Annotated in this window: 17 protein-coding genes and 1 tRNA gene; 13 read left to right on the top strand and 5 right to left on the bottom strand. The window is 56.0% G+C overall.

What is annotated here, in order from left to right:
- Positions 1-77: 77 nt before the first annotated feature.
- The 9 genes from B9A13_RS02320 to spo0A all read left to right on the top strand — a co-directional run bounded on the left by B9A13_RS02320 (position 78) and on the right by spo0A (position 9,904).
- Entirely contained in the window at positions 78-1,196 is a 1,119-nt protein-coding gene (locus B9A13_RS02320; protein ID WP_084233409.1) for a UDP-N-acetylglucosamine--N-acetylmuramyl-(pentapeptide) pyrophosphoryl-undecaprenol N-acetylglucosamine transferase, read from the top strand.
- 107 nt (positions 1,197-1,303) lie between these two features.
- Positions 1,304-2,563 carry a UDP-N-acetylglucosamine 1-carboxyvinyltransferase gene (gene murA / locus B9A13_RS02315; protein ID WP_084233408.1) on the top strand — a complete coding sequence of 420 codons (1,260 nt, stop codon included), beginning with the start codon at positions 1,304-1,306 and terminating at the stop codon, positions 2,561-2,563.
- Between the two features lie 89 nt (positions 2,564-2,652).
- The gene (locus B9A13_RS02310) at positions 2,653-3,423 is read left to right on the top strand and encodes a cell division protein FtsQ/DivIB (RefSeq protein ID WP_084233407.1); all 771 of its coding nucleotides are present in this window, start codon (positions 2,653-2,655) and stop codon (positions 3,421-3,423) included.
- A 46-nt stretch (positions 3,424-3,469) separates the two neighbouring features.
- Complete coding sequence (locus tag B9A13_RS02305) at positions 3,470-4,222, top strand: DUF881 domain-containing protein (RefSeq protein ID WP_084233406.1); 753 nt, start codon at positions 3,470-3,472, stop codon at positions 4,220-4,222.
- A 141-nt stretch (positions 4,223-4,363) separates the two neighbouring features.
- A complete protein-coding gene (locus B9A13_RS02300; RefSeq protein WP_084233405.1) occupies positions 4,364-4,759 on the top strand; it encodes a small basic family protein in 396 nt (131 codons plus the stop codon).
- 27 nt (positions 4,760-4,786) lie between these two features.
- Entirely contained in the window at positions 4,787-5,896 is a 1,110-nt protein-coding gene (gene ftsZ / locus B9A13_RS02295; protein WP_084233404.1) for a cell division protein FtsZ, read from the top strand.
- Positions 5,897-6,360: 464 nt separating this feature from the next.
- A complete protein-coding gene (locus tag B9A13_RS02290) occupies positions 6,361-7,281 on the top strand; it encodes a magnesium transporter CorA family protein (RefSeq protein ID WP_200809671.1) in 921 nt (306 codons plus the stop codon).
- Positions 7,282-7,797: 516 nt separating this feature from the next.
- A complete protein-coding gene (gene spoIVB, locus B9A13_RS02285) occupies positions 7,798-8,952 on the top strand; it encodes a SpoIVB peptidase (RefSeq protein ID WP_242942751.1) in 1,155 nt (384 codons plus the stop codon).
- 160 nt (positions 8,953-9,112) lie between these two features.
- On the top strand, positions 9,113-9,904 hold the full coding sequence (gene spo0A / locus B9A13_RS02280) for a sporulation transcription factor Spo0A (RefSeq protein ID WP_143806861.1): 792 nt from the start codon (positions 9,113-9,115) through the stop codon (positions 9,902-9,904).
- A 152-nt stretch (positions 9,905-10,056) separates the two neighbouring features.
- Here spo0A and clpB read toward each other — a convergent pair whose 3' ends face one another.
- Both clpB and B9A13_RS02270 read right to left on the bottom strand, forming a co-directional pair.
- Positions 10,057-12,675, bottom strand: coding sequence for an ATP-dependent chaperone ClpB (gene clpB, locus B9A13_RS02275; protein ID WP_084233402.1), 2,619 nt, complete (start codon positions 12,673-12,675; stop codon positions 10,057-10,059).
- A gap of 277 nt (positions 12,676-12,952) precedes the next feature.
- Entirely contained in the window at positions 12,953-13,816 is an 864-nt protein-coding gene (locus B9A13_RS02270; protein WP_159447997.1) for a YihY/virulence factor BrkB family protein, read from the bottom strand.
- A 168-nt stretch (positions 13,817-13,984) separates the two neighbouring features.
- Here B9A13_RS02270 and B9A13_RS02265 point away from each other — a divergent pair, with 168 nt between their 5' ends.
- From B9A13_RS02265 to B9A13_RS02250, 4 genes are all read left to right on the top strand, one after another.
- Positions 13,985-14,677, top strand: coding sequence for a hypothetical protein (locus B9A13_RS02265; protein WP_084233400.1), 693 nt, complete (start codon positions 13,985-13,987; stop codon positions 14,675-14,677).
- On the top strand, positions 14,655-17,021 hold the full coding sequence (locus B9A13_RS02260; RefSeq protein WP_278308989.1) for a homocysteine S-methyltransferase family protein: 2,367 nt from the start codon (positions 14,655-14,657) through the stop codon (positions 17,019-17,021). The genes B9A13_RS02265 and B9A13_RS02260 overlap by 23 nt, the downstream gene beginning before the upstream one ends.
- 9 nt (positions 17,022-17,030) lie before the next feature.
- The gene (locus B9A13_RS02255) at positions 17,031-18,842 is read left to right on the top strand and encodes a bifunctional homocysteine S-methyltransferase/methylenetetrahydrofolate reductase (RefSeq protein ID WP_084233399.1); all 1,812 of its coding nucleotides are present in this window, start codon (positions 17,031-17,033) and stop codon (positions 18,840-18,842) included.
- Positions 18,843-19,004: 162 nt separating this feature from the next.
- Positions 19,005-19,081, top strand: a tRNA-Arg gene (locus B9A13_RS02250).
- 154 nt (positions 19,082-19,235) lie between these two features.
- Here the strand turns inward: B9A13_RS02250 and B9A13_RS02245 are convergent.
- The 3 genes from B9A13_RS02245 to B9A13_RS02235 form a co-directional block, all read right to left on the bottom strand.
- A complete protein-coding gene (locus B9A13_RS02245) occupies positions 19,236-20,621 on the bottom strand; it encodes a tyrosine-type recombinase/integrase (protein WP_084233398.1) in 1,386 nt (461 codons plus the stop codon).
- A gap of 105 nt (positions 20,622-20,726) precedes the next feature.
- Positions 20,727-20,966 (bottom strand): helix-turn-helix domain-containing protein, encoded by a 240-nt coding sequence (locus B9A13_RS02240; protein WP_084233397.1) that lies wholly within the window; start codon positions 20,964-20,966, stop codon positions 20,727-20,729.
- Between the two features lie 49 nt (positions 20,967-21,015).
- A complete protein-coding gene (locus tag B9A13_RS02235) occupies positions 21,016-21,657 on the bottom strand; it encodes a BRO-N domain-containing protein (RefSeq protein ID WP_242942750.1) in 642 nt (213 codons plus the stop codon).
- Positions 21,658-21,959: the final 302 nt, after the last annotated feature.

Genomic DNA, 21,959 nt, shown 5'->3' with positions numbered 1-21,959 from the left:
GGGGACAGGCCCCGCCAAAAGACACGGTTTTGCTTTCCGGGGAAGCGGGATGGGAAAGGGCAGATAGGATGATGCACATGAAGATTCTCTTTACCTGCGGCGGAACGGCTGGACACATCAACCCCGCTCTGGCAGTGGCCGGGCTGATCCGGGAGCGGCATCCGGACGCAAAAATCCTCTTTGTGGGAGCCGACGGGGGGATGGAGACAAAACTGGTGCCCCGGGAGGGATATCCCATCCGGACGGTGAGCATTACGAATTTTCAGAGAAAGCTGAACGCCTCGGGGGTCCGGCACAATCTGAAGACGCTGCTGAACCTCCGGACCTCGGGCGATCAGGCCAAGCAGATCCTGGACGAGTTTCAGCCGGACGCGGTGATAGGAACCGGAGGCTACGCCAGCTACCCGGTGGTGCGCCAGGCGGCCGCACGAGGGATCCCCACCGCCATCCACGAGTCCAACGCAACGCCCGGCCTCACCACCAAGACTTTGGCCAAATACGCCGACCGGGTGATGGTGGGATTTGAGGAGAGCCGGGAATATTATCCGAAACCCGACCGGGTGGTGGTGACCGGGACGCCGGTGAGGGGGGACTTTTTCCGCAAGACCCACGAGGAGGCGAGGAGAAGCCTGGGCCTGGACGAGCGTCCGCTGGTGCTTTCCTACTGGGGCTCTCTGGGCGCCAGGGAGATGAACAAAAAGATAGCGGAATTCATCCGCCTGGAATGCATCACCGAGCCCTTCAACCACATTCACGCCACCGGCAAGGAGGGCTACGAATGGATGCCGGGCTACCTGGAGGAGCTGGGCGTCCACCTTTCCCGTCATCTGTGCGTGGAGTTGCGGGAATACATCTACGACATGGCGACGGTGATGCAGGCGGCGGACCTGGTGATCTGCCGGGGAGGCGCCTCCACCATCAGCGAAATCACCGCCCTGCAGAAACCCTCCATCATCGTTCCCTCCCCCAACGTCACCGACAACCACCAGGAGAAAAACGCGCGGGTGCTGGAGGCGAGGGGAGCGGCGAAAGTTCTTCTGGAAAGCGAGTGCGACGGCAGGGCTCTTTTTGAAACGGCACAGGAAATTCTGGCGGACGGGGCAAAGCGGGAAGAAATGAAAAGCCAGCTGGCAAAACTCGCAATACCGGACTCTTCGGAGCGGATTTACCGCACCATTCTGGAAATTCTGCGCTAATCACGATTCCGCTAAATCCCGCATACTATAGGCTGAGGCGGAACAAAAGAGCCTATATTTGCATGCGCCGGCACCGCTGCCGGTTAACTGATGCGGGGGACTGAACTATGAGCACATTCCTAGTGAATGGCGGAAAACAGCTGTATGGAAATGTGAAGGTACACGGAGCGAAAAACAGTGTACTGCCGATTCTTGCGGCGGCAATCGTCAATCCGGGAGAGAGCATCCTACATAACTGCCCAGACCTGAGTGACGTGACCGCTTCGATTAAAATATTGGAGCACCTGGGCTGCACCGTAAAGCGGGAGAACGGGACAATCATCATCGATTCCAGATCCATCTGCCGGTGCGACATTCCGGACGAACTCATGCGGGAGATGCGCTCCTCCGTCATTTTCCTGGGAGCGATCCTGGCCCGGGCGGGGGAGGCGAAAATGTCCTTCCCCGGAGGCTGCGAGCTGGGGCCAAGACCCATCGACCTGCATCTGTCCTCCCTCCGGGCGCTGGGAGCCCATATCGAAGAAAAATCCGGGAACCTTCTGTGCCGGGCCGACAGAATGCGCGGCTGCGAGATCAATCTCTCCATCCCCAGCGTGGGAGCCACGGAGAACGCCATGCTGGCCGCCTGCAGCTGCGAGGGCACCACCACCATCACCAACGCGGCCCGGGAACCGGAAATCACGGATCTGCAGAATTTCCTGTGTTCCATGGGGTTTTCCGTATTCGGCGCGGGAGGGTCGACCATCGTGGTTGAGGGGAAGGCGAAGCTCCACGACTGCAGTCACACCGTCATCTCCGACCGGATCGTGGCGGCGACCTATCTCACCGCGGTAGCCTCGGCGGGAGGAGAGGTGAACGTCGAGGACGTGGACTACCGGCACCTTTCCACGGTGACTTCCATTCTCAGCGAGGCCGGCTGCCGGATCCGGAGCGAGGAAAACAGTGTTATCATTTCCTGCAAAAAGCCTTTGAAGGCGGTCCGTCCGGTGCGGACGGCGCCGTATCCCGGATTTCCCACCGACGCGCAGGCCCCGCTGATGGCGGCGATGCTCTGCGCGGAAGGGACCAGCGTGTTTATCGAGAATATCTTTGAAAACCGCTACCGCCACGTGGACGAACTGATGCGCATGGGCGCAGACATCAAGGTGGAAGGGCGGGTGGCGGTGGTGTGCGGCGTACCCCGGCTGCACGGCGCCTCCATCAAGGCGACCGATCTGCGCGGCGGCGCCGCGCTGGTGGCGGCCGCGCTGGGAGCGGAAGGCGAGAGCCGGATTTCGGGCATAAGCCATATCGACAGGGGATATCAGAGCCTGGAGCGCTCTTTGGCGGAAATCGGAGCGGAAATCCTCCGGACCGACGGGCCGTAAGGCCCGGCACGGTCCGGCGCGGACCTTTTCCGGCCGCCTATCGGGCAACGCCGCGCCGTGGATACCCACGGGCTTGGAGGTTACAGCACATGGCGAATAAAAGCAGCAGTCACTCCTCGCGACGGCGGCGAAGCAGAAGAAAATCCGGTTTTTTGTACAAGCTTCTCTCTGCCGCGATCATCTGCGCAGCCCTTATTATGGCCATGATCGTCTTTTTCAAGGCGGAGAACATACAGGTTTCCGGAAACCAGAAGTACACCGGCGAGGAGATCATCGAGGCCGCGGGCGTGGCGGTGGGGGACAACCTGTTTCTTATCAATAAATTTACCATGGCAAATCAGATCCTGAAAAAACTTCCTTATATCGACGAGGTGCGTATCAACCGGACTCTGCCGGATACTCTCACCATTGAGGTCACCGAATGCACTCCCCTGGCGGTGATCGCCCAGGATTCAAAATACTGGCTGATTGACAAAAACGGAAAATTGTTGGAGAATATTTCTCAAGCGGCAGCGGAGAGCTTTATCCAGATCACAGGTGCGACCCTGCTGGCGCCCAGCGAAGGAACCATCATCGCCTTTTCAGAGGAAGACCGGGATAAGAAGGCCCAGCTTTCGGCGCTGCTTACCGCACTGTCCGACAAGGGCGCCGCAGGCGACACCCAAAGCATTGCCTTTGACGGCTCTTCCGAGTTTCGCATCGGGTATCTGGAGCGCTTTACCGTACGCATATCCGTGTCCGCGGATTTTGAATACAAAGTGGAATACCTTCTCAAGGTGGTGGAGCAGCTTACGGACTACGACCAGGGCACCATCGACCTGACGGGCGACGCGGCCTATTTTATACCCGCCTCGTCCTGAAGCGGAGGTATCCTGCCTTCGGGCACATCGACAGGAGGGAGCTTTTTTGCCGCAAAAGAAACTGGGCGGATTTTCCATCGGCGCCGTTTGCGTTTTGCTGGGATTTTTGCTCACGCTTCAATTTAAAAGCGTGAAGGCAAACACCGTGACTGACGAGACCAACGCCACGCGGGTGGAAACCCTGCAGAGTCTGCTCAACGAGGAGCGCACCAAAAACGACGAACTCTCGGAGCAGATCGAGCAGTATAAAACCGAGCTGGACCGGTATCACGAGGATGCCGCCAAGCAGGGAGATTACACGGAAGCCCTGACGGCGGAGCTTTCCGAAGCGGAACTTCTGGCGGGCCTCACCGACGTGGAGGGGCCGGGAGTGGAAGTGGTGATGCAGGACAGCACGGCGGGGGACGCGACGGGGGAGGAAGCCGACTACCTGATCCACGACAGCGACATTCTATCCGTCATCAACGAGCTGCGGGACGCGGGGGCGGAAGCCATTTCCCTCAACGGCCAGAGAATCCTGGCGACCAGCGAGGTCCGGTGCAGCGGGGCCACCGTGAGCATCAACAACGTACGCACCGCCGCGCCCTTCGTTATCGACGCCATCGGGGACCCCGAGACCCTCCACGGGGCCCTGACCATGCGAAACGGGGTGGTGGACATCCTGGGACAGTGGAAAATCTCGGTGGACGTCACCATGAGCGACAGCCTTCTCGTTCCCAAATACAACGGCGTACTGAACTTCCAGTATGCGAAAGTTCCGGGGGACGAGAGCGGCGAGCCGGCGGAGACGGACGGATAAGCGAGATTCCCACCCAAAGCAAAGACCCATACCGAATTCGGCTGGCCGCTTGCCGCCATAAGCGGCAGCAGGAGCCACCCCGCCGCGTTCCGGACCGGAACGAAGGAAAACGACGGGACAAGCCCTGACTTACGGAGCAGTATGTACGTACTCATCGGCCTTCTGATCGGAGCGGTGGCAGGTATCCTGGTCCCCTGGAGCATTCCCGGCGGCTATTCCCTTTATGTGGCTATGGGGCTTCTGGCCGCGCTGGACTCGGCGTGCGGCGGAATCAACGCCCGCATCCAGCACAGATTCAAGCTGGACATCTTCATCTCCGGGTTTTTCGGCAACGCGGTGATCGCCGTATTTCTGACTTATGTGGGCAGACGTCTGGGGATGGATCTGTACCTGGCGGCAGTGGTTGTTTTTGGAACCAGATTATTTCAGAACTTTGCGGAAATCCGGCGGGAACTCTTGACCTTGAGACAAAATGGGAATAAAATAAATCAAAAAGATATGGCAGATATTGAGGGTAATGGGCACATTGGTTCCTGAAATACACAAAATATAGGAGGAAAAGTCATGCCGTTTGGATTGGATACCGGGCCGGATACCGTGGTCACGATCAAAGTGATCGGAATCGGCGGAGGCGGCAACAACGTGGTGAACAGAATGGTTAAATCTGGCACCAAAGGCGTGGATTTCATCGCGATCAATACGGACAAACAGGCATTGGCTATGTCCAGTGCAACATATAAAATCCAGATCGGGGAGAAGCTGACTCACGGACAGGGCGCCGGTTCCAATCCGGACATCGGCAAGAAATCCGCCGAAGAAAACCGCAGCCAGATCGCCAAAGCCCTGGAAGAAACCGACATGGTCTTCATCACCGCGGGCATGGGCGGAGGCACGGGGACCGGAGGCGCGCCCATTATCGCCGAGGTGGCCCACGAGATGGGAATCCTTACGGTGGGAGTGGTCACCAAGCCTTTCGGCTTTGAAGGAAAACGGAGACTGGAGCAGGCGGAGCGGGGAATCGACGAGCTGCGCACCAAGGTGGACTCGCTGGTCATCATACCCAACGAGCGGCTCAAGCATGCCACCGACCAGAAGATCACCTTCGCAAACGCCTTTGAAATCGCGGACGACGTTTTGCGCCAGGCGGTGCAGAGCATTTCGGACCTCATCAAGAACACGGGGTTCATAAACCTCGATTTTGCCGACGTGAGCGCCATCATGAAGAACGCGGGTCTTGCCCACATGGGCGTCGGCCGGGCGGCAGGAAAAGGAAAGGCGGAGGAAGCGGCGAAGCTGGCCATTTCCAGTCCGCTTCTGGAGACTTCCATCAACGGCGCCAAGGGCGTATTGGTAAACGTCACGGGGTCCATGGACATCGGACTGGAGGAAGTGGAAACCGCCGCAAACCTGGTGCAGCAGGCCGCTCACAAGGACGCACTCATTATATTCGGCGCAGCCTTCGACGAGGAACTGGAGGACGAGATCCGGGTAACCGTGATCGCCACCGGGTTTGACGAGGGCAACTACAGGATGAATGACGCCAAGCCCTTTACCGAAGCGGGAAACAAGGTCGTTTCGGAGGCCGAAAAGTCCGCGGACAAGCCCGCGGAAGCCGCCAAAGAGGAAGAAGACCCATTTACGGAGATATTCAACATATTCAACAAAAAGCGCTGATCCGGCTTGCAGGTGTGAACGACCGGCGCCTTAACAACCCCCCTGCCTTACAGCAAATCCGGCCGCTGCGGAACCCTCAGTACGCAGCGGCCGGCCGTGTGAATGCGGGAGAAAACCGGGCTTGCATTTGAATCGCAACATGGTATAATAGCCGCATGGGCGCGGCTTGCTCCCGCCCGAAGGGCGGAACCTCAAGCGATGCCATACGCCGCAGAAACGCTATGCGTTTGCGGCTTAAAGCCGCATGGCGGCTATTCTACAGCGGTAAATCAAAGAGAATTTTTGAAAAGGGAGTGATATGCGCCGTGAGCGGAGACCCTAACAGTCGAGAACAATGCACAGGGAAACGGCGCATATGGGTTCATGCGCCAAAGCGGCGGCACAATACATAATTGCCGGCGCCATCAGAGCTCCGCACAACAGCCATAGGGGCGTATTTTGTGCGGGGGAAAGGTGTGATGAATTTGCTCTCCATTTTCAAGACCATTGACGGGAAAATGTGCAAAATGCCGGAGATGGGCCCCGGCTGCTGGATCAATCTTACCTACCCCACGGAAGACGAGCTGAAGCTCGTGATGGAAAAGCTAAAGGTGGAGCCCTCCTTTCTCCGGGCCGCCCTGGACGAAGAGGAGACTTCCCGCATCGACACCGAGGACGGGCAGACGCTGGTAATCATCGACGTCCCCTCGGTGGAAAAGGAAGACGCGGTGATTTACTCCACGCTGCCTCTGGGAATTATCCTCACCGAACAAAATATCGTCACTATATGCCTGAAAGAGACTCCCATCATCCGTGATTTTGAAGAAGGCATGGTGAAAACGGCCAAAACTTCCCAAAAGACAAGCTTTATCCTTCTGGTCCTGCTGCGGGTGGCGGGCCGATACCTCCAATACCTGAAGCAGATCGACAAGATTTCCAGCTATATGGAACGGCAGCTCTATCAGTCCCAGCGGAACAAGGAGCTCATCCAGCTCCTGGATCTGGAGAAATCGCTGGTGTACTTCAGCACTTCCCTGAAGGCCAACGAGGTAACCCTGGAGAAAATCCTGCGGGGCCGGATCGTGACCCTCTACGAAGAGGACCAGGATCTGCTGGAGGACGTGCTGACGGAAGTGCACCAGGCCATCGAAATGGCGAACATATACTCCAGCATCCTTTCCGGAATGATGGACGCCTATGCCTCGGTGATCTCCAACAATCTGAACGTGATCATGAAGGTGCTCACCAGCATTACAATCATGATCACTATCCCCAATATCATCTTCAGCTTTTACGGGATGAACGTGGGCAATCTGCCGTTTCCCACCGCCTGGTTTCCCGCGGTACTGTCGGTTGGCATCGTGGTAATCGTGGGGATCATTCTGAAGCGAAAAGATCTGTTTTAAAAAATGATACTATCATCCAAAACAAAGATTAAACAAGAGTATGGTTGTCCCCCCGCCGCAGGCGGGGGGACAACCATATCGTTTTATTTGTCGTATCAATATTTTTATTGAAATCCAGTATAATTCCCTTGAGCCGGAGCATTCCTGAAAATGGTATGCTCCGGTTTTATTTTTTGTTTTTTTACAGCGATATCGGACGAAAAAATGCGAAAGATAATAGAAAAGAAAGCCGGTTTTCAACAAAAAACATAAACCCGAAAAACCATCCCGAAGAGGAAACCGGTTCCTCCGATGGAGACGGCGGCCGATTCAAATTCTGACAAAAGGTCAATTTATTGCACCGCGGTTTGACTCAAACGCAGTCAGACAGGACGATGGCAAACATCAGAAATCCAGAGAAGCATCATTTTGTCAGGGAGCGAAGCGCTTTTTTAATTTGTTTTCAGACATATTATGAAAGCCGGCTTTCAAACGATTTTGTTTGACGAGCGGGAAAATCAGGAAAGGGGTGGTTTGATGAATGAACAGGGAGTCAAAAGACGGCAACCGCCGTTCTTTGTCCGGTTTGCCGTCATGCTGTTCATTCCGGCGCTCTTGTTCATGGCGGGGGGAGCGGTTGTGTCTGAGACCGGGGGTGGATGCCGAGAGACGATGGCCGGGGTAGGCCCCGCGCTGCTGCCCGCACGGGGCGGCACCGGGCAAAAAACGGAGACGGGGAGCAAAATGCTGGTGCCGCTGGGCCATACGGTGGGAATCAAGCTTTTTGCCGACGGAGTTATGGTAGTCGGACTGTCTTCCATTGAAACGGAGCAGGGACAATGCACTCCCGCCGCGGACTGCGGGATTGCTAAGGGAGATATCATCACGCATATCAACGGAGAAAAAATCGATTCCACGGAGGAGATTCAGGAGATTATCAGCCGGCTTGGAGAGAGCACTTATACCGTGCGGCTGCTCCGATCGGGCAAAAGCATCCAGCTGGACGGGAAATCCGCCAGGGCGGAGTCCGACGGCACCTACCGGCTGGGGATCTGGATCCGGGACAGCATGGCCGGGATCGGCACGCTGACCTTTTATGATCCGGACAGCGGCGTGTTCGGCGCTTTGGGACACGGCATCAACGACGTGGACACCTCTCTGCTGGTTCCCCTGTCTTCCGGCGCGATCATGGAATCCACCGTCAAGGCGATCAAACGGGGGGAAAACGGAAAGCCGGGAGAACTTAGGGGGGAGTTCAACCTTCAGAAAGACATGGGTAAGCTGTACGCTAATACCGACTGCGGCATATTCGGCACCATGGAGGAGTGTTCCCTGACAGGCGGGAGCCCGCTGCCGTCAGCGACGCGCAGCCAGGTGAAAACGGGGAAAGCGACGATCCTTGCCAACGTTCTTGGGGACGAAGTGAAGGAATATGAGATCGAAATCACAAAAATATATCCCAATCTTGGGTTCACCACGCGAAACCTGATGATCCAGGTCACAGACCCGAAACTTCTGGAAGCAACCGGGGGAATCGTGCAGGGAATGAGCGGAAGCCCGATCCTGCAAAACGGCATGCTGGTAGGCGCCGTGACTCATGTGCTGGTAAACAATCCGCGGGAAGGATATGGCATTCTGATTGAAAACATGCTGGAGGAAGCCTTCTGGCAGGAGATCGAAAATGTCTCCTGACAAAAGACATCCGAATAATGTCGAATAAAAAATACCATATAATTCCAAAATCCTATTGCAAATGCTGTCCAATTATGCTAATTTATAGATAAGTTCAAGCTAGAATTCCACTTTGCGTCGCAAAGCACGCGAAATCAAATATGCCAAATATGGAGGAGACATCATGGAAAGCAGGACGAAGATACTCATCGCCGATGTCGGCGAAGAATTCCAGACTCTTTTGGCAGAAGCTCTGAACAACGAGGAAGATTTTGAGGTTGTTGGAACGACATCGGACGGTCAGAAAGCGCTGAAAATGGTGAGTGAACTCTGCCCGGATGTGATTCTCCTGGACATCGTGCTTCTTAAACTGGACGGTTTGGGCGTGCTTAAGGCGATCAATTCCATGAATCTGCGGCAGAAACCCGCCGCAATCGTGCTTTCCGGGTTTGTCAACGAACACACCACCACGGAGGTGGCAATGCTGGGCGCATACTATTTCATGATCAAGCCCTGCGACATGCAGACGCTGATCGAGCGGATCCGCCAGGTCAAAAGCAGGGGAAAGCTCCATCAGACGACCACTCAGTCGCTCCACGCGTCCAAGAGCGAGCTGAGCCTGGAGAGCATGGTGACGGCGATCATCCATGAAATCGGAGTTCCGGCGCATATCAAGGGGTATCAGTACCTGCGGGAGGCGATCATGATCGCGGTGAAGGACATGGACGTGATCAACGCCGTGACCAAGGTTCTGTATCCCGAGGTGGCCAAACGGTTCTCCACGACGCCGTCCCGGGTGGAGCGGGCCATCCGGCACGCCATCGAAGTGGCCTGGGACCGGGGCGACCTGGAGACGCTGCAAAAGTTTTTCGGATACACGGTATCCAATTCCAAGGGAAAGCCCACCAACAGCGAATTTATCGCAATGATTGCCGACAGATTGCAGCTGCAGCTCAAGGCAGGCCAGGAATAACTAATTTGGTCGGAATGAAATAAATCGCATATGTCCGGAGAGGGTTACCCCCGCCGGACATATGCCGAAATTTAACGACGCGGAATTTTTTAAAACAAACCGCGGGTACGAAGCATGCTTCGTACCCGCGGTTTCAATTCATTCATAAAAAGTCAGTCCGCATGCTTTTCCGCCGCGGCTTTGACGGTGATCTCATCGCCGGACACATCCACCGTGATAACGGAACCGGCCGCAGGAGGCTCCCCGATGAGGAGCTTTCCGATGAGGGTCTCCACCGTGCGCTGGATATAGCGGCGCAGGGGCCGGGCACCGAAGGCCGGATCGTAGCCGTGATCGGCCAGGAAGGCCCGGGCTTTGTCCGTCACGCGGCAGGAGAGCTGCTTTTCGGCAAGACGGCGGTTCAGATCCTGCATCAAAAGGTCCACGATCTTCTCAATGTCCGCACGGGTGAGGGGTTTGAAGAAGACGATCTCATCCAGACGGTTGAGGAATTCCGGCCGGAAACTGCGCTTGAGCAGGGCCTCCACCCGGTCCTTCGCTTCCTGGCGGATGTTTCCTTCCGCGTCGATGCCGTCCAGAAGGAAATCGGAGCCAAGGTTGGAGGTCAGGATGATGATGGTGTTTTTAAAGTCCACCGTCCGGCCCTGGGAGTCGGTGATCCGGCCGTCGTCCAGCACCTGAAGCAGGACGTTGAAGACCTCGGGATGGGCCTTTTCCACCTCGTCGAACAGCACCACGGAATAGGGCTTTCTCCGGACCGCCTCTGTGAGCTGACCGCCTTCCTCGTAGCCGACATAACCGGGAGGCGCCCCGATGAGGCGGGAGACGGAGTATTTCTCCATATACTCGCTCATGTCGATGCGGACGATGTTGCGCTCATCATCGAAGAGGCTTTCGGCCAGGGCCTTGGCAAGCTCCGTCTTGCCTACGCCGGTGGGTCCCAGGAAGAGGAAGGAGCCGATGGGCCGATCCGGATCCTGAATCCCTGCGCGGGAACGGATGATGGCTTCGGCAACGCGGGTGACCGCGTCGTCCTGGCCGATGATGCGTTTGTGAAGGATTTCCTCCATGTGAAGAAGCTTGTCCCGTTCCCCCTCTATGAGCTTGGTGACCGGGATCCCCGTCCAGCGCTCCACGATCATGGCCACCTCGTTTTCGGTGACCTTATCCCGGAGAAGGGAATTCTTTTTGCCGGTCTCGGCCAGGGCTTCCTCCGCCGCCAGCTCCTTCTGAAGCTGGGGCAGCTTTCCGTATTTGAGCTCGGCGGCCTTGTTCAGGTCGTACTGCTCCTCGGCCTTTTCAATCTCCTGATTGAGTTTCTCCATCTGCTCCCGGAGTTTCTGGACCTTGCCGATGGCCTGCTTCTCGTTTTCCCAGCGGGCCTTCATGCTCTTGAACTGCTCGCGCATTTCGGCCAGATCCTTCCGGATCTCCTTGAGGTGCTCTTTGGAAAGCGGATCGCTTTCCTTTTTCAGGGCGGCCTCCTCAATCTCATGCTGGATGATCTTCCGGGAGATGACGTCCAGCTCGGTGGGCATGGAGTCGATTTCAGTGCGGATCATGGCACAGGCCTCGTCGATGAGGTCGATGGCCTTATCGGGGAGGAACCGGTCGGTGATATACCGTTTGGAGAGAGTGGCTGCGGCGATGATGGCCTGATCCTGGATCTTCACGCCGTGATAGACCTCATAGCGCTCCTTGAGGCCCCGGAGGATGGCGATGGTGTCCTCCACCGTGGGCTCGTTAACCTGTACAGGCTGGAAGCGCCGCTCCAGAGCAGGGTCTTTTTCGATATAGCGGCGGTATTCGTCCAGAGTGGTGGCGCCGATGCAGTGCAGCTCGCCCCGGGCCAGCATGGGCTTTAAGAGATTGCCGGCGTCCATGGCTCCGTCGGTCTTGCCGGCGCCAACGATGGTGTGCAGCTCGTCGATGAACATGATGATGCGGCCCTCGCTCTTTTTCACCTCGGAAAGGACCGCTTTCAGGCGCTCTTCAAACTCTCCGCGGAACTTAGCCCCCGCGATGAGGGCGCCCATATCCAGCGAGAAGATGGTCTTGTCCCGGAGAGACTGGGGAACGTCGCCCCGGACGATCCGTTGGGCAAGGCCCTCGGCGATGGCGGTTTTACCCACACCGGGCTCACCGATGAGCACGGGGTTGTTCTTAGTTTTGCGGGTAAGGATCCGGATGACGTTGCGGATCTCATCGTCCCGGCCGATGATGGGGTCCATTTTTTTGTTCCGTGCCCGCTCGGTCAGGTCGTCGCCGTATTTTTTCAGCGCGTCGTAAGTAGTTTCCGGAGAGTCGCTGGTGACGTTCACGTTGCCCCGGACCGACATCAGGACTTTGAGAAAGGCATCCTTATTGATATTAAAAGTGGAAAAAAGACTTTTCAGGTTTCGGTTGGCGTTTTCCAGCAGGGAAAGGAAAAGGTGCTCCACCGAGGTGTATTCGTCACGCATCCGGGAGGCGATGGTTTCGGCCTCCACCAACGTTTTATCCACATCCGCTGACACGTAAATCTTGCCGGCTTCCCGGCCGGAGCCGGACACCCGGGGAATGGATTCCACGGAGCGCATGACCTGGGCTGTAAAGCTTTCGGCATTGATCTGCATTTTCAACAGAAGCTGGGGGATGAGCCCCTGTTCCTGGGTCAGCAGAGCATAGAGCAGGTGTTCCTGCTCCACCTGGGGATTACCGTATTCGATGGCGCTGTTCTGGGCGTTCTGGATCGCCTCCAAGGATTTTTGAGTGAATTTCTGCAGATTCATAGCTGTCCTCCCGCGGCCCCGACGGCCGCTATTTTCATTTGCGGCCCGACCGCCTTCAAATGCAGGCGGGCCGTTTTATTGCTTAAAATTCGGGGTTTATTTTTGTTTCTATAGTATAACTGTACCGCCGAATTATGAATAGTATGTAAACAATATATGAACAAAGTGTGAATATTTAGCACTCGGAAGCGAAGAGTGCTAAACCGAAAAACCGCCGTTCCCGGTTATAAAACGCCCCCAGAACACCTTTCCCGGAACGGGCGGAACAAGCGGCGGTTCAATCCATGGAGGGAGAACGGGAAGTGAGAAGGACATGATTGAACTCGGCGCCCATGATGAGAGTGAGCGCGCTGAAGTAAAGCCAGATGAGAAGGACGATAACGGTGCCCACGGAGCCGTAAACCGCCGAGTAGAGAGCGATCCGCTCCACATACAGGGCGTATCCCGCGGAAATCGCCAGCCAGGAAACAAGGGAGACACAGACGCCGGGAAGCACGGCACCCAGAGGCATTTTCCGTTTGGGCGCCGTATGATACAAAACAGCCAGAGCGGCAAACAGGAGGCACCCCAGAATTAAAAAGCGGATGTAATTCCACCCGCGGACGAACCCGCCGGGGAAGTGAAAGATCCGGGCCAGGTAGGAGAGCACCACGGGGCCGACGGTAAGCAGGGCAAGGGAAATGAAAATGACGGCCACCAGAAAGAGAGTGTAGAGAAGCACCACGGCCTGATGGGCCAGAAAGGAGCGGCGCTCGGCCACCCGGTAGGCCCGGTTCACCGAGACCATGAGATAGTCCACCGCCCGGGAGGGGAAATAGAGGGTAAACACCAGACCGAAAACCAGGAGGCTTTCGCTTCGCTCCCGGGTCACATATTCGACGTACAGACGAATGATATCGATGACGTCGCCGGGCAGAATTCCCCTTAATTCCCGGGTAACGGACTCCAGAGGCAGATTCAGGTACCCCAGGAGCATACTGACGAAGACCAGAAATGGGAAGAAGGAAAACAGGAAGTAATACGCCAGAGCCGCCGCGGTGGGCCCTACGTTGTCGGACCAATACCGTTTCAACAGCCGGATATAAAACCGGCCCGCGGGATTAACCGGCGGGAAGCTCTTATTTTTATCCTCACGGCTCACTTTTTTCGGCCCCTTTCCTGATATAGCATGAGCGGCGGGAGACAAAAAATACCGGAGAACAGGTTTTTCCTTTACATTTTCTCCGTAGAATCCTATACTATAATGTATTTAACAGAGAAAACGACGAGTGCCGTGCTTCAAAAAAGCCAGCGCGGGGAGGGGAAGGGAATGGGCGAGCTTTTGCCCGGCATCAACCGGGAGGAAGCGCTGCGGTACATGGGATACCGGGGCGGTGACCTTCCGGAGGAGCTCCAGACCGCGCTCTCCGAGTCGGAAAGGGAAGTGCTGGAGGCGGCGGAACCCCGGTACCGGTACGCTCTTTTTGAACTGGAACGCGGGAGTAACCTCAGCCTTCGTGGTACGCGGCTTCTTCTTCCGGGAGAATCCATCCGGAAGCTGCTGGAGGGGTGCGATGCGTGCATCCTTATGGCGGCAACGCTGGGGGGCGCCGTGGACACTCTCCTGCGGAGGGCACAGGCCACGGACATGCGGAAGGCGGTACTTCTGGACGGATGCGCCAGCGCGGCCATCGAAACGGTATGCGACAATCTTGAGACCCGGTTCCGGGCCGAATGGTCCGAAAAGGAAAAGCATCTGACGGGGCGGTTCAGCCCCGGGTACGGGGATTTGCCCGTGCTGTGGCAGCAGGAGCTGTGCAGGGCGTTGGACACGGAGCGTAAAATCGGCCTTTCAGCGGGGCCTTCCGGCATGCTGCTTCCCCAGAAATCGGTGACCGCCGTTTTGGGGGTGGGCACAGCCGTACAGAAAAGGCAGACCCGGGGATGCCAAACGTGCGCCCTGTTCGACAGCTGCTCATTCCGAAAGGAGGGAAAAACCTGTGGGAACCTGGCACCTGAATAAGGATTTTATTTTTCTGGACGGCGCCATGGGCACCATGCTCCAGAAGCTGGGCATGGAGCTGGGGGAGCGTCCGGAGCTTCTCTGCCTGACCCAGGAAGCGAAGATCACCGAGATCCACAGGCTGTACCTGGAGGCCGGAAGCGATATCCTATATACCAATACCTTCGGAGCCAGTCCCTATAAGCTGGAGGGAACGGGAGCCGCTTCTGAGGAAGTGATATCCAAGGCGGTGGAGCTGGCCCGGCGGGCCTGCCGGGGGACGAAGGCCCTGGTCGCCCTGGACATCGGGCCCATCGGAGCCCTCCTGGAGCCGGCGGGAACCCTGAATTTTCAGGACGCCTATCAGATGTTCCGCCGCCAGATGGCCGCGGGAGCGGCCGCGGGGGCAAACCTGATCGTTATCGAGACGATGGCGGACCTCTACGAGATGAAAGCCGCGGTGCTGGCGGCAAAGGAAAGCACCCGGCTCCCGGTTTTCGCCACCATGACCTTCGAGGAAAACCGGCGGACCTTTTCCGGCTGCTCGGTTTCGGCCATGGCGGCCGTCCTGGAGGGGCTGGGCGTGGACGCCATGGGCATCAACTGCTCGCTGGGCCCCCATGAAATTTATCCCATCGCCCGGGAGCTTTCGGGGTATACGTCGCTTCCTCTCATTGTCAAGGCCAACGCGGGACTTCCGGACCCCGTGACGGGGGAGTACGCCATATTGCCGGAGGAGTTTGCCAGGGAGATGCGGCGGTACGCGGAGCTGGGCGTCACTATTGTGGGCGGCTGCTGCGGGACCACGCCGGAATACATCCGGAAGCTGAAGGAGGCTTTTGCCGGCGCCGCGCCGGCGGCCCGGCAGCCGGTTTCCGGAAGCATTCTGTGTACGCCCACCCGGACGGTTTCCATCGACGGGGTGAGGGTGATCGGCGAGAGAATCAACCCCACGGGGAAGCCCCGGTTCCAGCAGGCGCTGCGGGAAGGGGACCTGAATTACATCGTTTCCCAGGGAGTAAGCCAGGCGGAAGCCGGAGCGGACATTCTGGACGTGAACGTGGGGCTTCCCGACATCGACGAGCCGAAGGTGATGGAGACGGTGGTGAAGAGTCTCCAGAGCGTTCTGGATCTTCCGCTGCAGATCGATTCCTCCGATCCCCTGGCCATCGAGGCAGGACTAAGAGCCTGCAACGGGAAGGCCGCCGTCAACTCCGTGAACGGAGATCGAAAGGTACTGGGCAAAGTTCTGCCCATCGTTAAAAAGTACGGAGCCGCGGTGGTGGGCCTGACTCTGGACGAGAAAGGCATCCCCGCCACGGCGGAGGAGCGCTTCGCCATCGCCGAGCGGATTCTGGCGGAGGCGCTGCGCCACGGGATCAGGAAGGAAGACGTCTACATCGACTGCCTGACCATGACGGTTTCCGCCCGGCAGGCGGATGCAGCCGAGACCCTCCGGGCGGTCTCCATGGTGCGGGAGAAGCTGGGACTTCACACCGTGCTGGGGGTATCCAACATTTCATTCGGACTGCCCCGGCGGGAGCTCATCAACCGGAGCTTTCTGACCCTGGCTATGGGGCGGGGGCTTACTCTTCCCATTCTCAATCCCAACAGCCGCGAGATGATGGACACCGTGGCCGCCTTCCGGCTTCTATCCGGAGAGGACAAAGACAGCAAGGAATACATCGCCCGGTTTTCAGGGAGCGAGACGGTCCAGGCCGCGCCGGAGGAAGCTCTGGCGCCCGGGGAGAGCCTGGAGTATGCCATTTCCCGGGGGCTGAAGGACGAGACCCGGCAGGCGGTGAAAAGCCTTCTTTCTTCGACGGACGGCCTTACCATCGTAAACGAGCACCTGATCCCGGCACTGGACCGGGTGGGGGACCGGTTCGAGCGGGGAGAAATCTTTCTTCCCCAGCTCATCCACTCCGCCGCGGCGGCGCAGCAGGCTTTCGAGGAGATCAAGACCGTCCTCTCGAAGGCGGGCGGAGCGCCCATGTCCAAGGGCAAGATCGTTCTTGCCACGGTGCGGGGGGACATTCACGACATCGGAAAGAACATTGTGAAGATCATCCTGGAAAACTACGGGTATAAGATCATCGATCTGGGACGGGACGTGGAGCCGAACCTGGTGGCCAAGACGGCGATCAAAGAGGGAGCAGGGCTGGTAGGTCTCAGCGCCCTGATGACTACCACGCTCAAGAGCATGGAGGAGACCATCACGATCCTGCGCAAGAGCGGGCATGGGTGTAAAATCATGGTGGGGGGAGCCGTGCTGACCCCGGAATACGCCGCGCGGATCGGGGCGGATTACTACGCGAAGGACGCCAAGCAGGCCGCGGACATCGCTAAGGAAGTGCTGGGATAGGAGGCGGGAGTGTTGGATATTCGGGATGCCATCCGGCAGGGGACGCTGCTGTTTGACGGCGCCATGGGCACCTATTACGCCGAGGGGAAGGAAGACCCGCCGGAATACTGCGAGCTGGCGAACCTCCAGGATCCGGAGACCATCCTCTCCATCCACCGGGAGTACATCGACGCGGGGAGCCGGGCCGTCAAGACCAACACCTTTCAGGCGAACCAGGCCGCCCTGGGAGACTGGGAGACCGCCGAGAAGGTTATCCGCAGGGGATATGAGCTTGCCTGCCGGGCGTCGGAAGAGCGCGGGGTCTTCGTCTTCGCGGACATCGGGCCCGTGTCGGGCATGGAAGAGGAGACCGGAGCGGAATACCTCCGCATCGCCGATCTGTTTCTTTCCCTGGGAGCCCGGCAGTTTCTTTTCGAGACCTTCAGCAGCGGGGATTTTATCCGGGAGACGGCGGAGCATATCAAGGGGAAGGCTCCGGACGCCTTTATCCTGGCGAGCTTTGCCGTGTCGCCGGAAGGGTATACCCGGCAGGGCATCTCGGGGGAGCAGCTGTACTCCAATTTTACCGCCGACCCCAATATCGACGCCGTGGGCTTCAACTGCATGTCGGGGCCGTATCATCTGCTGCAGTTTATCCGAAAGCTGAAACGGGGGGACAAGCCCCTGTCTGTGATGCCCAACGCCAGCTACCCCACCGTCCTGAACAACCGCACTTTTTACGGCAACAACGCCTCCTATTTTTCCACCCAGATGGCGGAGATCGTCCGCCAGGGAGCGGAGATCATCGGCGGGTGCTGCGGAACCACGCCGGAGTATATCGCGAAAACCGCCAAGCGTCTGCAAAACGGCATCCGCCCGGACAGGGAGACGGTTACAGCCGAACCGGCAGAGATCAAGGTCGAGGAAAAGATTCTGCCGCCCAACCGGCTGCTGGAAAAGCTCCGGAAGGGGCAGACTGTCATCGCCGTGGAGCTGGACCCGCCCATGGACGCGAACATCGGTCCGTTTATGGAGGGAGCCCGGCAGCTGAAGGACGCGGGGGCGGACGCCATCACCATCGCGGACTGCCCCATCGCCCGGGCGCGGGTGGACAGCAGCATGCTGGCCTGCAAGCTCAAGCGGGAGCTGGGGATCGAGCCGCTGCCCCACATGACCTGCCGGGACCGGAACATCAACGCCACCAAGGCGCTGCTGCTGGGCCTGAGCATCGAGGGGATCCGGAACGTGCTGGTGGTGACCGGCGACCCGATTCCCACGGCGAGCCGGGACGAGATCAAGAGCGTGTATAACTTCAACTCCGTTTTGCTGGCGGGGTACATCACCACCCTGGGGAAGGAGGGAACCTTTGCGGCTCCCTTCCACATCAGCGGGGCGCTGAACGTCAACGCCGTCCATTTCGACTCGCAGCTGGACCGGGCGAAGCGGAAGATGGACAGCGGAATCGCCATGTTCCTCACCCAGCCGGTACTCACAAAGCAGGCGCTGGAGAATCTTCAGCAGGCCCGGGAGGCGCTGCCCGGGGCCAAAATCCTGGGCGGGATCATCCCCATCGTGAGCCACCGGAACGCCCTGTTCATGAACAGCGAGATTTCCGGCATCGTGGTGAGCGACGGCATCATCCGCCTCTACGAGGACGCGGACCGTGAGCGGGGATCTCAGCTGGCAGTGGCGCTTTCCACCGCCATCGCGGAGAAAATCCGAAGCCATGTGGACGGGTATTATCTCATTACGCCCTTTAAACGGGTGGACATCATCGGCAGCATCATTGGGGATATCCGCAGCGGGGCGAAGGCGGCTGTGGATATCGACGCAATTTGGTAGAGCAAACGGCGGGGTTTTCGGTCGCGCCGGGTCCGGGCGGGTCGGATCTGCACCCGGGAGGGCAAATAAATCCCCGGGAGGGGCGGATTCATACTTGCAATTTATATTTCGTTGTGCTAAAATAACAAAGCTGTCGGAAGCGGGCCTTGTACCCGCCGATGCGCGGCTGTAGCTCAGTTGGATAGAGTGTTTGGCTACGAACCAAAAGGTCGGGGGTTCGAATCCCTTCAGCCGTACCAAAAAACCACTGAATTCGAAAGAATTTGGTGGTTTTTTGTAACTTTATTGGCTTAAATATGGACACGGTCATAATTGCATCCCACTAAATTCCCACTGTCACGTAAAAAAAGGCTGCAGGAAAATACACCTGCAGCCCTTTACTCTACTATTATTTTATTCCTTCTCATGTGTACGCGATGGAGATAATATATCCTCAAGAACTTCAGCCGCGGCTGCGTCCATTGATTTAATAGCGTGATTGTAAATATTGCGCGTTGTTGTTTCCTGTGCATGTCCCAACCGACTCTTGACATTGGACAAAGGTATCCCGGATGCAATTAATAGAGTGGCGTTTGTATGGCGCAAGCTATGAACTGATATATCGGGCAAGTTATTCTTTTTAATGAACTTTTTAAAATATCCCGATACAGTGTCTGGATGAATCGGTTTACCATTCCATGCCGTAAACAGCCGTCTTGTCTCCACCCATTGATCGCCGAGTTTAGTACGTTGTTCTATTTGCCATTTTTCATATTCGCGTAGCATCGCAATCGCGTCCGATGAAATTTTTATTACACGGTTCGAACTTTCATTTTTAGGCGTGTCTTCATAAATTCCAGATCCGGGAAGATAAAGAGAAGATCGCCCAATATGTATGGTGTGGCTATCAAATTTAACATCGTCCCATTCCAGACCGCACAACTCGCCTCGCCGCATTCCCGTATAAATCAGCAGTTTGATTATTGTTTTAAATTGAACCGGTTCGCATTCCAACAATTCCAGCAGATGTCTTGTTTCTACTTCATCAAGATATTTCGCCTCTTTGCGTTCCAGTTTTGGTGGATCAACACGGCTGCACGGGTTTGAGTAAATCACCTGCCATTTTACGGCGGTAGATAATATGGAGGATATTAAGCGATGATAATGGAGAATTGTTTTAGATGAAAGTGCTTTATCCTTATTAACCGGGACGAAGAGCTGATTAATTTCCCTGTTGAGCGCTATGGCAATTTTTTTTGCGCTCTTTTCAGAAACATTTTTTCCGGTAGTACAAGAATCAAGCACTGCAATTGATACTTCAGCTTTTTGAGCAAGTATGGTTTTGCTTATACCTTTTTCCGTTAAAATACCACCAAATCCATCAATGGATTTATACTTAACATCACTACGTATGCCGGTTTCTTCAAGATTAGAATAAAAGGATAACAGGTGCTGAGGTTGAAGTTTCTCAAGCTTAATATGGCCGATTGCCGGTGTAATCCGTTTCATCAATTCACGATACATGGATACCGTTTTCTTTTTACAGTGCTTTTCTGCGTAATCTTCAAACCAGCGTTCGGCAAATTCAGCGAATCGAATATTCCCTCCCAAAACCTTTCCGTGCTTCACTTTTTCATCAAGCAATATTTTTTGTCGTTCAAGCTCTTTTACTATTTGGTGAGGCGTCATGCCAGGTTCCGGTATCCACATGATGGAGCGGGAAATCTTTTTCCCGTCAACATCGTAACCTAAGAAAACGCGGATTTCATACCCCTTACCCCTTTGTCTCGCTGTAGCCATAATGGATTCCACCCTCAATAATATAAATCCGAGTTACTATTTTGTATGTAGGGCTTATCCCTTGTGTTTTGTGGAGGCACAAGCCTCATGTCCTGTGTATCGAAGTCACTTTAAAAATGCCAATATCTCTTCGGGTGGTATTTTAAGAAATCTGATCAAACTCCGAAGTTTACCAGCGGGGATGATTTCTGGATTCTGTTTCCACTTGAGGATTGTTTGCCGACTTACTCCAACAGCTTCTGCAATATGTTTATCTTTCAATTCTTCCATTCTTTTCCGCTTATCAATCTCTCCGGCAAAATTCAAGTTAGCAATTTCTTCAGCAGTTTTGCGCAGCCTTGGCATATTATTCACCCCTTAAATGCTCTGCGCGATTGCTATTTTTACGATGTTTTCAAATGTGAAGCGCACCGCGGCTCGGATTCGATAACGCGGAGATTTCCCTTGCGGTTGCGCCGCCGTTGTGCATCCACTTTTTGATTCTGTTCTGCCGGGATGCAAGTCGGACGTTTTCGGATTTTTCAAGCTCCCGGTACATCTGACCAATTTTTACGGGACCTCCGATTTCCCTGAACCGTGTGGATACATTTATCATTCCGCTGATTCTGGAAAACCACTGCTTTTCTTCGCTTTCCGCAAGCGCGGTTTCGACTTTGTTTTCCAACTCTGCGATTCTGGCGTCCTGCTGGGCGAGGATGTCAATGGACTGCTGAAGAATCTCCAACTGTGACAGGGGTTTTACTGCGAATTTGCCGGTTTTGCGGATTTCACGGAGAATTGCCTTGACCTCGCGTTTGAACTGTTTGGCAATCGGTTTCCTCGACTGCATCAGGACTTCGTAAAGGCCGTTCTCGGTGAGGAACCACTGTTCCTGCTGGCCGGATGATGCGTAAGGATTGTTTACGCATACCTTTTCATCATCGTCAACGCCCTGGAGCATCATGCGGGAGTTGCTATGTTTTATGAGCTCGGCAACATCCTTTGCCAGAAACAGCGGGTTATCAAAATCTCCGTAGATGGTGAAAGGCTTGTCCAATACTGTGCGCCGGTCGATGATTTTCAGATTTGTCACTTTATATAGGGCGGAGAAAAACCGGGCTTCTTCTGGACTGATTCACTCCTTCCGAATCCTTTAGCAGATTTAGCCCCTTAATTCTGGCATATTCCCATTGAAAAGGGGCAAAAATATTTGCTTTGAGCGGATTTCGCTGGTATAATGGATATATGAAATCCGCCTTGTAAAAGGCGGTGTTTCGTTCATAGATGAAACATAGTCGTCATATTAGGGGTTGTCAACATGACACAAATAACAAACTTTTACAAATATTTTCTGCTATT

The sequence above is a fragment of the Papillibacter cinnamivorans DSM 12816 genome, assembly GCF_900176335.1.
Taxonomy (GTDB): Bacteria; Bacillota; Clostridia; order Oscillospirales; family Oscillospiraceae; genus Papillibacter; species Papillibacter cinnamivorans.
Note: the sequence above shows the minus strand (reverse complement) of the source record. Positions and strands in the feature narration are given on the sequence as shown.

What these genes read in the sequence shown, in the direction of transcription:
- B9A13_RS02320 (WP_084233409.1), top strand. Translation starts at nt 78, where the DNA reads ATGAAGATTCTCTTTACCTGCGGCGGAACGGCTGGACACATCAACCCC.
- murA (WP_084233408.1), top strand. Translation starts at nt 1,304, where the DNA reads ATGAGCACATTCCTAGTGAATGGCGGAAAACAGCTGTATGGAAATGTG.
- B9A13_RS02310 (WP_084233407.1), top strand. Translation starts at nt 2,653, where the DNA reads ATGGCGAATAAAAGCAGCAGTCACTCCTCGCGACGGCGGCGAAGCAGA.
- B9A13_RS02300 (WP_084233405.1), top strand. Translation starts at nt 4,364, where the DNA reads ATGTACGTACTCATCGGCCTTCTGATCGGAGCGGTGGCAGGTATCCTG.
- ftsZ (WP_084233404.1), top strand. Translation starts at nt 4,787, where the DNA reads ATGCCGTTTGGATTGGATACCGGGCCGGATACCGTGGTCACGATCAAA.
- spoIVB (WP_242942751.1), top strand. Translation starts at nt 7,798, where the DNA reads ATGAATGAACAGGGAGTCAAAAGACGGCAACCGCCGTTCTTTGTCCGG.
- clpB (WP_084233402.1), bottom strand. Translation starts at nt 12,675, where the DNA reads ATGAATCTGCAGAAATTCACTCAAAAATCCTTGGAGGCGATCCAGAAC.
- B9A13_RS02265 (WP_084233400.1), top strand. Translation starts at nt 13,985, where the DNA reads ATGGGCGAGCTTTTGCCCGGCATCAACCGGGAGGAAGCGCTGCGGTAC.
- B9A13_RS02245 (WP_084233398.1), bottom strand. Translation starts at nt 20,621, where the DNA reads ATGGCTACAGCGAGACAAAGGGGTAAGGGGTATGAAATCCGCGTTTTC.
- B9A13_RS02240 (WP_084233397.1), bottom strand. Translation starts at nt 20,966, where the DNA reads ATGCCAAGGCTGCGCAAAACTGCTGAAGAAATTGCTAACTTGAATTTT.